The organism is Pseudomonas sp. AL10 (assembly GCF_029960685.1).
GTDB classification, from domain to species: domain Bacteria; phylum Pseudomonadota; class Gammaproteobacteria; order Pseudomonadales; family Pseudomonadaceae; genus Aquipseudomonas; species Aquipseudomonas lactis.
Map to the genome: position 1 here is coordinate 128,420 of NZ_JASBQZ010000012.1, position 15,755 is coordinate 144,174.

Genomic DNA, 15,755 nt, shown 5'->3' on the forward strand with positions numbered 1-15,755 from the left:
TCGAGCGGGTCGCTCATGGGAATCTCCTGAAACAGAAATAAAAAAGGGCCAGGAGAGTTTTACCTCCAGGCCCCTGCGTCTTTCAATCAAAACCGCTGAATCAGAAAACCACGGTCTTGTTGCCGTGCACCAACACGCGATCCTCCAGGTGGTAGCGCAAGCCACGGGCCAACACCATTTTCTCGACGTCACGGCCGAAGCGCACCATGTCTTCAATACTGTCGCTGTGGCTGACGCGCACCACGTCCTGCTCGATGATCGGGCCGGCGTCCAGCTCTTCAGTCACGTAGTGGCAGGTTGCACCAATCAACTTCACGCCACGCAGGGAAGCCTGGTGATACGGCTTGGCACCGACAAACGACGGCAAGAAGCTGTGGTGGATGTTGATCACTTTGCCCGCGTATTCGCGGCACAGCTGCGGCGGCAGGATCTGCATGTAGCGCGCCAGCACCACCACATCCGCGTCGTGCTGCTTGACCAGGCGCGACACCTCGGCAAATGCCGGCTCCTTGTCCTGTGGGTTGACCGGCACATGGTAATAAGGGATGCCATGCCATTCGACCATGCTGCGCAGGTCGTCGTGGTTGGAGATCACGCAAGCAATCTCGCAATCGAGTTCGTCGCTGTGCCAGCGGTGCAGCAGGTCTGCCAGGCAGTGGGATTCGCGGCTGGCCATCAGCACCACGCGTTTCTTCTGCTCTGTATCAGTGATGTGCCAGGTCATCGAAAACTCTTCGGCAATCGGCGCAAACGCCTCGCGGAAGGCTTCCAGGCCAAAGGGCAGCGTATCGGCACGGATTTCGTGACGCATGAAAAACCAACCACTGAGATCGTCCGAGTGATGGCTCGCCTCGGTGATCCAGCCATTATGGGAAGCCAGAAAGTTACTGACCTTGGCAACGATGCCAACCCGGTCCGGGCAAGCAATCACCAGCCGAAAAGTGCGCATTAGGGGAAAACTCCAGAACTTCACAAAGGCGGCTATTCTAGCGATTACGCAAAAAAACTGCAGTATTCCCTTGCACCTGATCTTGAGCCCTCGCCGTGGCAACACCCCTTAATCGTGTAAGGTTTTACCACCGCTATATGACGGTACAACGGTATGCTCAGGCCAGTAGCAAAAAATTAACGCGATTATCTTTGCGCATAACGCATTCTAATTAACTCATCGGCCAGGTTTTCTCACACACATTCAATGTCATTCGCCTGAATAACGTCTTAAATGTTTACTTGATGAAATTGCCTGACTATTATTAGGCCACTCACCCTGTCAATCAGCGTTCTACATAAGGTAGTCCACATGTCACTGATCAACGAATACCGCGCCACCGAAGTAGCTATCAAAGAGCTGCAAGCCCGTTTGAAGAACCTGTCCGAAGACGACAAGCTGAAAACCGAGCTGGAATTCGAAGGCAAATTGCGCACCCTGATGGGTGAATACTCCAAATCCCTGCGTGACATCATCGCGCTGCTGGATCCAGAGTCGAAAGTTAAAGCACCACGTGGCGCTGTGAAAACTACCGGCACCAAGCGTGCTCGCAAGGTCAAGCAGTACAAAAACCCGCACAACGGCGAAGTGATTGAAACCAAAGGTGGCAACCACAAAACTCTGAAAGAGTGGAAAGCCAAGTGGGGCGGTGACGTAGTTGAAGGTTGGGCAACCCTGCTGGGCTAAGCCCGGTCGGACGTTCACCCGATACGTCACACATGAAAAACGCCAGCTTGCTGGCGTTTTTTATTGTCGGAATATTCTGTAGTTATGCGCCTACAGATTCAGGCGCGCCGCTAAGGAATCTACATAGTCCTGCCATTGCGCCAGTACCTGACACTGAAACGATGTAGCACTAACCGCCAACTCCTCACGCGCCTGCTTAAATCCCAACAGGGTATTCGGCGCCCCCCACTGCGCATCCGACAAACGTTGCTGACAGAAAAGTTTCCAGCGGTGTTGCTCCTCATTGTTCAAGGTTTCAGGAAAGTTACGCGCCCGGTAGCGAAATAATAATTCCGGCAAACGATGATCATCGAACGGCCACTGCTGACGGGCCAACTGCGCAGGCTCCGCCATGCGAACTTGCTCACATAAACGACGGTCACGGTCACCAATAAAACCATCGTAGAGCTGCTGCTCCGGGTCCGCGTTCGGCGCAAATTCTTCCTCGGCATAAATGGCCGCTAACTTGTCCCGCCAAACTTCCTGTGCGTCAGTTAGCCGCAGCGCCCGCGCAAGGCAAGCCTCCTTATCCAGTTGCAGGCGCTCCAGATCTTGCGGGCGCAGCACCTTTAACGGCGCGACCACCGGGCAGCGGTTGATATGCAGCAACTTGAGCGGAACCGGCAGCTCACCTTCGGCCAACTCATCGCGGCGCGTGTAAAGGCGCTGGCGCAGGGTCGCCGCATCCAGGTCCAACAGCCCTTGTGGATCGAGCCCCAGGTCACAGACGATCAAGGCATTGCGATTGCGCGGGTGCCAGGCCAGGGGCAAGACCACGCCCAGGTAATGGCGCTCGGCAGAGAAACGCCCGGAGATATGCACCATCGGTTGCAGCAACCGCACCTCATCCATAACCCGCTGTTTGCTGCGCAGTTGAAACAACCACTCATACAACTTCGGTTGTTTGTCTCGGACCAACCGCGCCAGGGCGATGGTTGCACGCACATCCGACAACGCGTCATGGGCCTGGCCATGGTCGATGCCGTTGGCCTCGGTCAAGCGTTCGAGCTTGAGGGTCACGCGCCCTTCCTGCTCGGGCCAGTTGATGCCCTCCGGCCGCAGGGCGTAGGCGGTGCGCATGACATCGATCAAGTCCCAGCGGCTGTTGCCGCCCTGCCACTCGCGCGCATACGGGTCGAAAAAATTGCGGTACAGACTGTAACGCGTCATTTCATCGTCAAATCGCAGGGTGTTGTAGCCGGCGCCGCAGGTACCTGGCGCGGCCAGCTCGGCGTGCACCCGAGTCATGAAATCGGCTTCGGCAAGGCCCTTCTCGGCGAGGATACCCGGCGTGATACCCGTGATCGCGCACGCTGCCGGATGAGGCAGGATATCGTCGCTGGGCTGGCAATACAGATTGATCGGCGCACCGACCTCATTGAGCTCAAGGTCGGTGCGGATACCGGCTACCTGGAGCGGACGATCGTTGCGCGGGTTGATGCCGGTGGTTTCATAGTCGTACCAGAAAATCGAGGTCACGGGCTATTCCTGTGCTGAAGACCGACAAAGTCTAGGCGCTGCAAGGCGTTTGGGGCCAGCGATACCTTACTGTATAAATATCCAGAAAAACCTCGGGTGGTTGCTTCCATCCTCGACACTGCTAGCATCCGTGTTTCTAAGTCGCCTCGCACTGCCAAGGATCGCAATGCCATCAACGCCTTTGGATACCCACTATCAGATAGAAACGCCGGAGGGCATCGACCTGCCCCTGCGCCCTGCTGGCCTGCCCTCGCGGGCATTGGCGTTTGCATTCGACCTGGGCGTGCGCGGGATCATCATGGGTATCCTGCTGGTGCCACTGGCGTTGCTCGGCAATGTGGGGGTCGGGCTGGGTTCGCTGCTGCTGTTCCTGGTGAGCTGGTGGTACATGGTGTTGTTCGAAGTGCTCAACCAGGGCTGCTCGCCGGGCAAGCAGGTCATGGGCCTGCGCGTGGTACAGGATGACGGCACGCCCATTGGCTGGTCGGCATCGCTGATCCGCAACCTGCTGCGTTTTGTCGACATGCTGCCCTTCGGTTATTTCCTCGGCGCGATCAGCTGCCTGCAGCATCCGCACTTCAAGCGGCTCGGCGACCTGGCGGCCGGTACGCTGGTGGTATACCGCGAACTGCCGCTGGCACGCCCAAGCATCCCTCAAGCACCCGCCCTGCGCCTGTCATTCGCACTGGAGCTGAGCGAACAGCGGGCCATCCTCGGTTTCGCCGAACGCCAGGCGGAACTCTCGGCCGAACGGGTGCATGAACTGGCCGCCATCCTCGCAGGGCCCCTGCAGGTGCCTGCACCGCGTGCCGTGGAGCAACTCAACGGTGTAGCCCGTGGTTTGTTGGGGCCGACATGAAGCAAAGCCTTTTTGAAAGCCGCCACCAGCATCAATGGCAAACCTTCGCCGAGCAGTTGAAGCAACTGGAGCAAGGTAAAGCCAAGGCCGCCGATGTCGCCGACTTCCCGCATCAATATCGACGCCTGTGCCAACATCTGGCCCTGGCTCAGCAGCGCGGCTACAGCAGTTACCTGGTCGATCCGTTGCAACAGCTGGCATTGCGCGGCCATCAACAACTGTATCGTCATCGCAGCCAACTGACGGCAAACATACTGGCGTTTCTTCTCGCCGACTTCCCACGCCTGGTACGCGAACAATGGCGCTTCGTGCTGATCGCCGGCCTGCTGTTCTTTGGCAGCCTGGTGGGGATCGCCCTGCTGGTGTACCTGTTCCCCGACCTGGTCTACAGCATCATCAGCCCCCAGCAGGTGGCCGAGATGCAGGGGATGTACAACCCAGACGCCAGCCGCCTGGGCCGCGCTGCCGAGCGTGCCGCCAGCGAAGACTGGATGATGTTTGGCTATTACGTGATGCACAACATCGGCATCGCCTTCCAGACCTTTGCTGCCGGCCTGTTGTTTGGCCTGGGCAGTGTGTTCTTCCTGATTTTCAACGGTTTGGTCATAGGTGCGGTCTCCGGGCACCTTACCGACATTGGCTATGGCCAGACCTTCTGGTCGTTTGTCATTGGTCACGGCGCATTCGAGTTGAGCGCCATCACACTGGCCGGTGCCGCGGGCTTGCAACTGGGCTGGTCACTGGTCGCCCCCGGGCGCTTGGCGCGCAGCGAGGCCCTGCGCCTGGCCGCGCGCAAAAGCGTACGGATGCTTTGCGGTGTCATGGTGTTTCTGTTGATCGCAGCCTTTATCGAAGCCTACTGGTCCTCAACCACTCGCATTGAGCCCTGGATCAAATACGCAGTAGGCGTCGCGCTCTGGCTGCTGGTGGCCGCTTACCTGACCCTGGCCGGGCGGAGTCGCCATGCGCCTGACTGACGCCAGCGTAGTGATTCGCCCGCGCACTTCCTGGGAAGCCATGGACCTGGGGGTGCTGATGGCCAGGGAACACCGCGCCCTGCTGATGGGCAGTTGGGCGCTGGTGAGCCTGCCGGTATTCAGCCTGTTGACAGTGCTGCTCTGGAATTACCCGTCTTTGGCCATGTTCCTGTTCTGGTGGCTCAAGCCGGCCTTCGAGCGCTTGCCGCTGTATATTCTTTCCAAAGCCCTGTTTGGTGAGCCCCCCGGCCTCAAACAGGCCGTTCGCCATTGGCCGCAATTGCTCAAGGGGCAACTGTTCGCCAGCCTGACCTGGCGGCGGCTGAGCATGAGCCGCAGCTTCACCCTGCCCGTCAGCCAACTGGAAGGCCTGGACGGTGACGCACGTCAACGACGCCTTGGGGTGTTGCTGCAACGTAACGCTGGCGCCGCACGCTGGCTGACGACGATCGGCGTACACCTGGAAATCGGTCTGTGGTTTGGCGGCATGGCCCTGTTCTATCTCTTCATCCCGCAACAGGTTGAACTGGACTGGGACTGGCAACGACTGGTATTGGCATCAGGCTCGGACGTGCTTTGGCTTGAGCACCTGAGCAATGCTTTCTATGCCCTGGTCCTGGTGTTCTGGGAACCCATCTACGTCGCCTGTGGCTTCAGCCTGTACCTCAACCGCCGCACGGTGCTGGAGGCCTGGGACCTGGAACTGGTATTCCGTCGCCTGCGCCAGCGCCTGAGCAACGTCGCACCGCTGTTGTTGCTGGTCGTCGGCTTGGCGCTGCTACACGTCAGCCCACCCGCCATGGCAGATGAAGCCACAGCCCATAAGCCCCTCAGCACCCAGGCCGCCAGCCAATCCATCCAGGCATTGCTGGAAAAGCCACCTTTCAAGAACCCGGAAACCGTCACACGCTATCGGTTTGGCGAAGAAAAAACGCCGGTTAAAAACAAGGCCAAGGGCGACGGCAGGTTACCTGGCTGGCTCCAGGCACTGCTCGACAACTTCAACAGCGACACTTTCAAATACGTCGCCAAAACCTTGGAAATACTGCTCTGGAGCCTTGTGATTGGCGGCCTGGCCCTGGTGTGCTGGCGTTACCGTGAATGGTTGCGCACCTTCGTCAGCCGCCTTGGACCCACTCGCACGGCCGCTCCCTCGCCCGTTCCTGCCCAACTGTTCGGGCTGGAGTTGGGCACCGAGACATTGCCCCAAGACATCGCCAGTACCGTCGAACAGCTATGGCCCACCCAGCCCCGGGAAGCTCTTGGCCTGCTGTATCGTGGTTTGCTCAGCCGGCTGTTGCATGAGTTCGACCTGCCACTGACAAACGCCGATACCGAGGGGCAGGTGCTGGAGCGTGTCCATCATTTGCAACAACCGCAGTTACTCGCGTTCAGCGACGAACTGACACGCCACTGGCAAAACCTGGCCTATGGTCACCGTCTGCCGCCCTCTTCAGCCCAACAAAAACTGTGCAGCGACTGGCGTGCTCTCTTCAGTGGCGGAGCGGGCCAATGAATCGCGCGTTATTGTGGATAGCGCTGTTATCGGCATGCCTGTTGGGTGCGGGCGGCCTTTATGCCTGGCACAAGGCAATTCCCTACGAGGAAGTGGTAGATCGCGGCCCGTCACCAGAGGCACGCGCCAACCCTTACCTGGCCGCTGAGCACTTTCTGCGCCAGCAAGGCGTGGTGGTGGCGCATGCCAATGGCCTTGAACGACTCGCCGAGCTGCCCGCCAAAGGCCATAGCCTGTTGCTGCTGGGGGAGCGCAGCAACATGACCCCACGCCAGGTCGAACAACTGCTGGGCTGGGCAAAAGCCGGCGGCCACCTGCTATTAGTCGCCGAAGCATTATGGGATGAGGAAACCGGCACCAGCGGTGACCTGCTGCTTGATCGCCTCACTGTCCGTCAAACCTTGAGCGACGCCTTCGACGAACCCGCGCCACCGCGTAAAAAAACCAAGCCGGACCTGACCAAGCTGTATGTCGACAACGAAACGGCACCGGCCTATTTCAGTTTTGACACCGACTTCAACCTCACCGACCCCAAGCATCTGGCGCAGTTTTCCGCCAACAGCGCCAAGTCCAGCCACCTGATGCAACTTGACCTTGGGCAAGGCCGCGTAACGGTGATCACCGACAGCGACCTGTGGAAAACCGCGGATATCGGCAAACATGATAACGCCTGGTTGCTGTGGTACCTGAGCCAAGGCACTGACGTCACCTTGCTGTTCAACAGCGACACAGACGACCTGTTTACCCTGTTGTTGCGTTATTTCCCCCAGGCCCTGGTCACCCTGATTGCGCTGGTTGCCCTGGGGCTGTGGCAGGCAGGCATGCGCCACGGCCCGGTCCAGGCACCGGCGCCCAAGGCGCGTCGCCAGTTGCAGGAACACTTGAAGGCCAGCGCGGATTTCCTGTTGCGCCGCAGTGGCCAGGGCACGTTGTTGAAAGCCTTGCAACACGACATTCTGCGCGCAGCCCGGCGACGTCATCCTGGGTTTGAACACCTCGATGCGCCAGGGCAACGCCAAGTGCTGGAGCACCTTACGCGACAACCCCCTCATATCATCAGCCAGGCGTTAGAGCCCGTTGCGCTGAAGCGGCTTTCCAGCGCCGACTTCAGCCGACAGGTGGCGTGCCTGCAAACCCTCAGGAATGCCTTATGAGCGACTCTCCACTGGCCACCGCCCTGACCGCCGAAAACCTTCAGCATGCCAGCCAGCAGGCCCAGGCGCTGCGCGTGGAATTGAGCAAGGCCGTGATTGGCCAGGACCTTGTGATTGATGACGTACTCACCGCCCTGATCGCAGGCGGCCATGTACTGCTCGAAGGCGTGCCTGGCTTGGGCAAGACCTTGCTGGTACGCGCCCTGGCCCGCTGCTTTGGCGGTGATTTCGCCCGTATCCAGTTCACCCCGGACCTGATGCCCAGCGATGTCACCGGCCACGCCGTGTACGACTTGCAGACCGAACAGTTCAAACTGCGCAAGGGGCCGTTATTCACCCACCTGCTGCTGGCCGACGAGATCAACCGGGCACCGGCCAAAACCCAGGCAGCGCTTCTCGAAGCCATGCAGGAACGTCAAGTGACCCTTGAGGGTGAGGCATTACCCATCGGCCAACCCTTCATGGTGCTGGCGACCCAGAACCCCATCGAGCAGGAAGGCACCTACCCACTGCCCGAGGCCGAGCTGGACCGGTTCATGCTCAAGGTACGAATGGACTACCCAGATGCTCTACAAGAGCTGGATATGGTCCGCGAAGTGACGCGCTCGTCCAAGGCCGACATGCTGGAGGTACAGCCGTTGCGTACGGTGCTGCAAGCCGAGGACGTAGTAACGATGCAGCAAATTGCCAGTGACCTGCCGTTGGATGAGCAGGTGCTCGACTACGCCGTGCGCCTGGCCCGTGCCACGCGCAGTTGGCCGGGGCTGGCCATCGGTGCCGGCCCCAGGGCCTCCATTGCCCTGGTACGCGGCGCCCGTGCCCGTGCGCTGTTGCGCGGTGGCGAATTCGTCACCCCCGATGACATCAAGGGCTGCGCCCTGGCGGTACTGCGTCACCGGGTACGCATCGCACCCGAACTGGACATCGACGGCCTTGAAGTCGACCAGGTGCTCCAGCAGTTACTCGACCAGATTGCAGCACCAAGGCAATGACGCGGCCATGAAACCGACTCGTCTGCTGCTGACCTGGCTGGGCGTTCTGCTCGGCTTGAACATCTTGATGGGCGCCTCGGCAGCGTTGCAGTTCACAGTGCCCGCCACCTTGCATTCGGTAGCCTGGGGCCTGCTGCTGGCCCTGTTGCTGCTGGCGATGCTGGATGCTGCACGCTTACGTCGCCGCCCTTCGGCCCGCGTGTACAGGGCATTGCCCGGTAGCCTGGCGCTGGGGCGCTGGGAAGAAATACGCCTGTGCCTGGAGCACGACTACCCGCAACCACTGACCGTGCAGGTGTTCGATCACGTGCCCGATGGCCTGGCTGTGGAGAACCTGCCTCAATTCATTCAACTACGCCCCGGTGAACGTGCTCAGTTGGGCTATCGCGTGCGCCCCTTGCGGCGCGGGCACTTCCATTTCAGTCGCTGCGAGCTGCTGCTGCCCAGCCCACTGGGGCTGTGGTCTGCACGACGCTGGGTCGTTACCCACGATGCCACCCGCGTTTACCCGGATTTCGCACGTTTATACGGTGCGCAGTTGCGAGGTGTGGATAACTGGCTCAGCCAACTGGGCGTGCGCCAACATCAGCGGCGAGGATTAGGCCTGGAGTTTCATCAACTGCGGGAGTTTCGTGAAGGTGACAGCCTGCGCCAGATCGACTGGAAAGCCACCGCCCGCCAACGAACGCCCATTGCCCGGGAATATCAGGATGAGCGCGACCAGCAAATCGTGTTCATGCTCGATTGCGGCCAGCACATGCGCAGCCAGGATGATGAACTGCCCCATTTTGACCACGCCCTCAACGCCTGCCTGCTGCTCAGTTATGTCGCCTTGCGCCAGGGCGATGCCGTAGGGCTGTGCACGTTCGCCAGCGACCAGCCGCGCTACCTGAAGCCGGTCAAAGGCAGTGGCCAATTGAACCTGTTGCTCAATGCGGTCTACGACCTGCAGACCACGCGAAAAACCGCCGACTACCAGGCTGCCGCCAGCCAATTGCTGGCACGGCAAAAACGCCGGGCACTGGTGATCATCGTCACCAACCTGCGGGATGAGGAGGATGAAGCCTTGATGGCCGCCGTCCAGCGTATCAGTAGGCATCACCGGGTATTGGTGGCCAGCCTGAGGGAAGAGGTCCTCGACCAACTACGCCAGGCACCGGTGCAAACATTGCCCGAAGCGCTGGCTTACTGCGGCACGGTCGATTACCTCAATACCCGCAACCAACGCCATGATCGCTTGAGTGCCCATGGGCTCTCGGTGCTGGATACCTTGCCATCGGCGCTGGGTGCCGGGCTGGTCACGCGCTATCTGGAATGGAAAAAGGCCGGAGTATTCTGAGGATGACTGCGCAGGGCCATGGCCAGGAAACAGCCAAGACCCCACGCATAATTCAGACAGAGGCCTGCAAAGGATAAAAGCTGAAGTACTGCAACAGCGCGTTGATCAGGTGCCGGTACTCTTCGGGCGCCTCAAGCACGCTGAACCCCGAGTCGTAATGCTGCGGGGTGACATCTTCATGGCTCCACAAGCAGGTTGCCGTGAGGTCAATTGCCTTGAACTCGCCCTGCGCCACCGGCACTTTCAAGCGCAGCTCGAAATCCACGTCGGTCATCATGGGTAACGAGCTGATCAGCATCAGACCGTTTTCAGACACATTACCAAGATAGCCGATTGGCTTGTCAGTAATACGATTGAACACCTGCAGAAAATACGGCAGTTGATGCCGCTCGATCCGTCGTTCGGTAAACATGGTGAAGTCGCCATCCAATAGCCAAAAATCTGGCCGTGCCAGTGATTCGGAACAAGCAATCGCTCGCTCTCCCTGGATCTCGGTGTGACAACAGCTACCGCTTGTCACCAAACAGCTGCCGAATCCGGGCATTGCATCCGTTCGAATGGGTACTGCACAAACAGACATTCAAAGAATAGCGCAAGACTGGCGACAGGCCAGCCATGAAGCGACAAATACCCTTACAACGACGCAGGCCTTGGTTTTGCCAGGCCTGCAGCCGGCAGATGCCCCAGTTGCTGCAAGGTATCGAGCCGCGCACGGGCTCGATAGGCGTACTCGCTCGACGGGTAGTGGCCGATGATGAACTGATAGGTCTGTGCGGCATCGACAAAGAGTTTCTGGCGTTCCAGGCACTGCCCACGCAACATCGAAACCTCCGGTTGCACGTAGCGGCGAGTTCGGCTCTCGCGATCGACCTGGGACAACTCCAGGGTGACACGCTGGCAATCACCGACCCCATAGGCACGGTAAGCGTTGTTCAAATGGTGGTCCATCGACCAGCGGGTACAGCCGACAACACTGACGGCCAGGGCAGCAACGAGCAAAATTCGCATGGGGTTCTCCTGTCTTGTGCAGTGTATCGACCCCTGGTCGAAAATCTTCAAGGCGTTTGCCCATTCAACCGCCGCCAAAACAAGCCAATCGTCGATAAGTAGTGCAAACGAACAATGACTACAACGAAAGAGCATAGTAGCCTTCCCCAGCGCTTGAACTCAGGAGTCCGTGCATGTCCGTCCGTCGTACCAAAATCGTCGCCACCCTTGGCCCGGCCAGTAACTCGCCGGAAGTCCTCGAACAGCTGATTCTGGCTGGTTTGGACGTCGCCCGTCTGAACTTCTCCCACGGCACCCCGGACGAGCACAAGGCTCGCGCCAAGCTGGTGCGTGACCTCGCCGCCAAGCATGGCCGCTTCGTTGCACTCTTGGGCGACCTGCAAGGCCCGAAAATCCGTATCGCCAAATTCACCAACAAGCGGATCGAGCTGAAGATCGGTGACAAGTTCACCTTTTCCACCAGCCACCCGCTGACCGAAGGCACCCAGGACGTGGTGGGCATCGACTACCCGGACCTGGTCAAGGACTGCGGCGTCGGTGACGAACTGCTGCTGGACGACGGCCGTGTGGTGATGCGCGTTGACACTGCCACGCCGACCGAACTGAACTGCACCGTGATCATCGGCGGCCCGCTGTCCGACCACAAAGGCATCAACCGTCGCGGTGGTGGCCTGACGGCGCCGGCCCTGACTGAAAAAGACAAGGCCGACATCAAGCTCGCCGCCGAAATGGAAGTGGACTACCTCGCCGTGTCCTTCCCGCGCGACGCCGCCGACATGGAATACGCTCGTAAACTGCGCGACGAAGCCGGCGGTACCGCCTGGCTGGTAGCGAAGATCGAACGTGCTGAAGCCGTGGCCGATGATGAAACCCTCGACGGCCTGATCAAGGCCTCCGATGCCGTGATGGTTGCCCGTGGCGACCTGGGCGTTGAAATCGGTGACGCCGAGCTGATCGGTATCCAGAAGAAGATCATCCTGCACGCACGCCGTCACAACAAAGCGGTGATCGTTGCGACCCAGATGATGGAGTCGATGATCCAGAACCCGATGCCGACCCGTGCCGAAGTGTCCGACGTGGCCAACGCCGTACTCGACTACACCGACGCCGTGATGCTCTCGGCTGAAAGTGCCGCCGGCCCTTACCCGCTGGAGGCCGTACAGGCCATGGCGCGTATCTGCGTCGGTGCCGAAAAGCACCCGACCAGCAAGACCTCCAGCCATCGCATCGGCAAAGTCTTCGAAAGCTGCGACCAGAGCATCGCCCTGGCTGCCATGTACACCGCCAACCACTTCCCGGGTGTCAAGGCCATCATCGCCTTGACCGAAAGTGGCTACACGCCGTTGATCATGTCGCGCATCCGCTCCTCGGTGCCTATCTACGCGTTCACCCCACACCGCGAAGCCCAGGCCCGCGCGGCCATGTTCCGTGGCGTGTACACCATCCCGTTCGACCCGGCTTCGCTGGCACCGAACGAAGTCAGCCAGAAGGCGATCGACGAGCTGGTTAAACGCGGCGTTGTGGAAAAAGGCGACTGGGTCATCCTGACCAAGGGCGACAGCTACCACACCACCGGTGGCACCAATGGCATGAAGATCCTGCATGTGGGCGACCCGCAGGTCTGAGTGACAGGCTGAAAAACAAAAGCCCCGCCATGTGAATGGCGGGGCTTTTTGCATTTCACTGCAAGCCAATATGTCGAATTTCAGGGCCTCATCGCAGGCAAGCCAGCTCCCACAGTAGTCCGTGTCTGGTCAGACAATTCGGTCTACTGTGGGAGCTGGCTTTTCATAAATTGGAAGGACTGGACAGAAACACATCCGCCAGCAATTGATTACGCGGCAGTCCCGCCAGAAACAAGCGCTTGGAAAACGCCTCGACGCTGGCGGGGTGCCCGCAGAGCAAGGCCAGGGTTTGCCGGGAAACAAGCCGCAGTTGCGCCAATGCCGGCTGCAACTGCGCCGCAGTCCATAGCTCCACGGTCAGGTTCCCATGCTTGGCGGCAAGGGCTGCCAGGGGTTTAGTCAGGTAATGAGCCTCGGCCTCATGGGCGAGGTGAATCACGCGAATCTCGCCTTGGTGATCCTGGCGCAGTGCCTCGCGCAACACCCCCCATAAGGGCCCCAGGCCGGTACCGGAGGCCAGCAGCCACAATGGCCGCGATTGCCAGTCGGGATCATAGTGCAGCGCTCCGCCCCGCAGTTCGCCCAGGCGCAGAGGCTCACCGACCTTCAACTGTCGCGCGGCATCGCTGAATGCACCAGGCTGGCGGCACTCGATATGAAACTCCAGGTACGGCTCCTCCTGAGGCAGGCTCGCCAGAGAATAAGGGCGCGCCACCTGCCCCGCCCACAGCACCAGATGCTGCCCGGCGCTGTACCGCAGAGCACGTTCCGGTTGCAGGCGCAGGCGCAGTACCGTCGAACTCAGCCAATCGGCGCCCACCACCTGGGCGGGCAGGCCATCGCGCTGGGGGTCAAACGCTTCGACCTTCAGGTCCGCACTGACCCGGCACTGGCACGCCAGGCGCCAACCTTGCTGGCGTTGCGTCGGGCTGAGGGCTTCGGGCTGCTGGTCGTCGACCTTACCCTCGCAACGCACCAGGCACGCATGGCAACTGCCGGCCCGGCAACTGAAGGGCACGGCCACGCCGGCCTGATTCAAGGCATCCAGCAGGTTGCTGCCGGAGGTGACCGACCAGTGGCGTTCGCCGACGTAGAGTTCAGGCATAACGCCGTTACCTCTCTAGGTAGGAGCGAGCTTGCTCGCGAAGATCGCTAACGATAACGCGGACAACCAGATGAAACCCACCAGATTCACGCTTTTCGCGAGCAAGCTCGCTCCTACCGATAACCGGGCCGGGCATTCGTGACCATAGTCGGGTGTATCGGCCACCGTGCCGGGTTATACTGCCGCGCCTTTTTAGCGTCGCGCCTGCACCATTCTGGCGTGCCTTGGAAAGATGGCTTCAGCCGACCGATGCAACACTGACGCCATCTTTATTGAATGTTCCCTTATAGAGGAGCGCGACTCATGACCGTGATCAAGCAAGACGACCTGATTCAGAGCGTTGCCGACGCCCTGCAATTCATTTCCTACTACCACCCCGTTGACTTCATCCAGGCCATGCACGAAGCCTACCTGCGCGAAGAATCGCCGGCGGCCCGTGACTCCATCGCCCAGATCCTGATCAACTCGCGCATGTGTGCCACCGGCCACCGCCCGATCTGCCAGGACACCGGTATCGTCACCGTGTTCGTGCGCGTGGGTATGGACGTGCGCTGGGACGGCGCCACCATGGGCCTGGACGACATGATCAACGAAGGCGTGCGTCGCGCCTACAACCTGCCGGAAAACGTCCTGCGCGCCTCGATCCTCGCCGACCCGGCCGGTGCCCGCAAGAACACCAAGGACAACACCCCAGCGGTCATCCACTACTCCATCGTCCCGGGCAACACCGTGGAAGTGGACGTGGCGGCCAAGGGTGGCGGTTCCGAGAACAAGTCGAAAATGGCCATGCTCAACCCGTCCGACTCGATCGTTGACTGGGTGCTCAAGACCGTTCCGACCATGGGCGCCGGCTGGTGCCCACCGGGCATGCTCGGCATCGGCATCGGCGGCACCGCCGAGAAAGCCGCGGTAATGGCCAAGGAAGTGTTGATGGAGTCCATCGACATCCACGAGCTGAAAAAGCGCGGCCCGCAGAACCGTATCGAAGAAATGCGCCTGGAGCTGTTCGAGAAGGTCAACCAACTGGGCATCGGCGCCCAGGGCCTGGGTGGCCTGACCACGGTGCTCGACGTAAAGATCATGGACTACCCGACCCACGCCGCCTCCCTGCCGGTGTGCATGATCCCCAACTGCGCCGCCACCCGTCACGCGCACTTCGTGCTCGACGGTTCGGGCCCGGCGTCGCTGGAAGCGCCACCGCTGGACGCCTACCCGGAAATCGTCTGGGAAGCCGGCCCATCGGCCCGTCGCGTCAACCTCGACACCCTGACCCCGGAAGAAGTGCAGAGCTGGAAGCCGGGCGAAACCGTACTGCTCAATGGCAAGATGCTCACCGGTCGCGACGCGGCGCACAAGCGCATGGTCGAGATGCTGAACAAGGGCGAAACCTTGCCGGTGGACCTCAAGGGCCGCTTTATCTACTACGTCGGCCCGGTTGATCCGGTGCGCGAAGAAGTGGTTGGCCCTGCTGGCCCGACCACCGCGACGCGGATGGACAAGTTCACCCGCCAGATCCTCGAGCAAACCGGCCTGCTGGGCATGATCGGCAAATCCGAGCGCGGCCCGACCGCCATCGAAGCGATCAAGGACCACAAGGCCGTGTACCTGATGGCCGTGGGCGGCGCCGCTTACCTGGTGGCCCAAGCCATCAAGAAGTCGCGCGTGGTTGCCTTCGCCGAACTAGGCATGGAAGCCATCTACGAGTTCGACGTCAAAGACATGCCGGTCACCGTTGCAGTGGACAGCAAAGGCGAGTCCGTCCACATCACCGGTCCTGCCATCTGGCAGAAAAAGATCAGTGACAGCCTGGCGGTAGAAGTGCAGTAAGCACCTGCTCCAAAAGAAAAAAAGGCGACTGCAGCCCCATGGCCCAGTCGCCTTTTTTATGCCTGAAGCAAGGGAGCTGCTCATGCTCTTGCTCTGCTTTTGATCTTGATCTTGATCTCAGGCGCCCCGTTAAACCACGCTGGCCGGAATTCGACAGGGA

Annotated in this window: 14 protein-coding genes; 9 read left to right on the forward strand and 5 right to left on the reverse strand. The window is 60.2% G+C overall.

Annotated features, from left to right (window positions below):
• Nucleotides 1-100: 100 nt before the first annotated feature.
• Complete coding sequence (gene purU, locus QK296_RS14525; RefSeq protein WP_003193893.1) at nt 101-949, reverse strand: formyltetrahydrofolate deformylase; 849 nt, start codon at nt 947-949, stop codon at nt 101-103.
• Between the two features lie 351 nt (nt 950-1,300).
• On the opposite strand from purU, the gene mvaT reads away from it, so the two are divergent.
• The gene (mvaT, locus tag QK296_RS14530) at nt 1,301-1,675 is read left to right on the forward strand and encodes a histone-like nucleoid-structuring protein MvaT (RefSeq protein ID WP_003193894.1); all 375 of its coding nucleotides are present in this window, start codon (nt 1,301-1,303) and stop codon (nt 1,673-1,675) included.
• 90 nt (nt 1,676-1,765) lie between these two features.
• On the opposite strand, the gene sbcB is transcribed toward mvaT, so the two are convergent.
• On the reverse strand, nt 1,766-3,193 hold the full coding sequence (sbcB, locus tag QK296_RS14535; protein WP_282391050.1) for an exodeoxyribonuclease I: 1,428 nt from the start codon (nt 3,191-3,193) through the stop codon (nt 1,766-1,768).
• Nucleotides 3,194-3,359: 166 nt separating this feature from the next.
• On the opposite strand from sbcB, the gene QK296_RS14540 reads away from it, so the two are divergent.
• From QK296_RS14540 to QK296_RS14565, 6 genes are read left to right on the forward strand one after another with little or no spacing between them, the layout of a single operon-like run.
• Nucleotides 3,360-4,052 (forward strand): RDD family protein, encoded by a 693-nt coding sequence (locus QK296_RS14540; protein WP_169856255.1) that lies wholly within the window; start codon nt 3,360-3,362, stop codon nt 4,050-4,052.
• Nucleotides 4,049-5,029, forward strand: a complete 981-nt coding sequence (locus QK296_RS14545) for a stage II sporulation protein M (protein ID WP_169856257.1) — start codon at nt 4,049-4,051, stop codon at nt 5,027-5,029. Before QK296_RS14540 ends, QK296_RS14545 begins: the two co-directional genes overlap by 4 nt.
• A complete protein-coding gene (locus tag QK296_RS14550; RefSeq protein ID WP_169856259.1) occupies nt 5,016-6,545 on the forward strand; it encodes a DUF4129 domain-containing protein in 1,530 nt (509 codons plus the stop codon). Before QK296_RS14545 ends, QK296_RS14550 begins: the two co-directional genes overlap by 14 nt.
• The gene (locus tag QK296_RS14555; protein ID WP_169856261.1) at nt 6,542-7,699 is read left to right on the forward strand and encodes a DUF4350 domain-containing protein; all 1,158 of its coding nucleotides are present in this window, start codon (nt 6,542-6,544) and stop codon (nt 7,697-7,699) included. The genes QK296_RS14550 and QK296_RS14555 overlap by 4 nt, the downstream gene beginning before the upstream one ends.
• Complete coding sequence (locus tag QK296_RS14560; protein ID WP_169856263.1) at nt 7,696-8,691, forward strand: MoxR family ATPase; 996 nt, start codon at nt 7,696-7,698, stop codon at nt 8,689-8,691. Before QK296_RS14555 ends, QK296_RS14560 begins: the two co-directional genes overlap by 4 nt.
• Nucleotides 8,692-8,698: 7 nt before the next feature.
• A complete protein-coding gene (locus QK296_RS14565) occupies nt 8,699-10,030 on the forward strand; it encodes a DUF58 domain-containing protein (protein WP_169856265.1) in 1,332 nt (443 codons plus the stop codon).
• A gap of 52 nt (nt 10,031-10,082) precedes the next feature.
• Here the strand turns inward: QK296_RS14565 and QK296_RS14570 are convergent, their stop codons facing one another.
• Entirely contained in the window at nt 10,083-10,442 is a 360-nt protein-coding gene (locus QK296_RS14570; protein ID WP_034134388.1) for a PilZ domain-containing protein, read from the reverse strand.
• Between the two features lie 221 nt (nt 10,443-10,663).
• A complete protein-coding gene (locus tag QK296_RS14575; protein ID WP_003193903.1) occupies nt 10,664-11,038 on the reverse strand; it encodes a hypothetical protein in 375 nt (124 codons plus the stop codon).
• 173 nt (nt 11,039-11,211) lie between these two features.
• Here QK296_RS14575 and pyk point away from each other — a divergent pair, with 173 nt between their 5' ends.
• Nucleotides 11,212-12,663 carry a pyruvate kinase gene (pyk, locus tag QK296_RS14580; RefSeq protein ID WP_003193904.1) on the forward strand — a complete coding sequence of 484 codons (1,452 nt, stop codon included), beginning with the start codon at nt 11,212-11,214 and terminating at the stop codon, nt 12,661-12,663.
• Between the two features lie 163 nt (nt 12,664-12,826).
• Here pyk and QK296_RS14585 read toward each other — a convergent pair whose 3' ends face one another.
• Nucleotides 12,827-13,768 (reverse strand): iron-sulfur-binding ferredoxin reductase, encoded by a 942-nt coding sequence (locus QK296_RS14585; protein WP_003193905.1) that lies wholly within the window; start codon nt 13,766-13,768, stop codon nt 12,827-12,829.
• 303 nt (nt 13,769-14,071) lie between these two features.
• On the opposite strand from QK296_RS14585, the gene QK296_RS14590 reads away from it, so the two are divergent.
• Complete coding sequence (locus QK296_RS14590; protein WP_003193907.1) at nt 14,072-15,595, forward strand: fumarate hydratase; 1,524 nt, start codon at nt 14,072-14,074, stop codon at nt 15,593-15,595.
• The last annotated feature ends 160 nt before the right edge of the window (nt 15,596-15,755 follow it).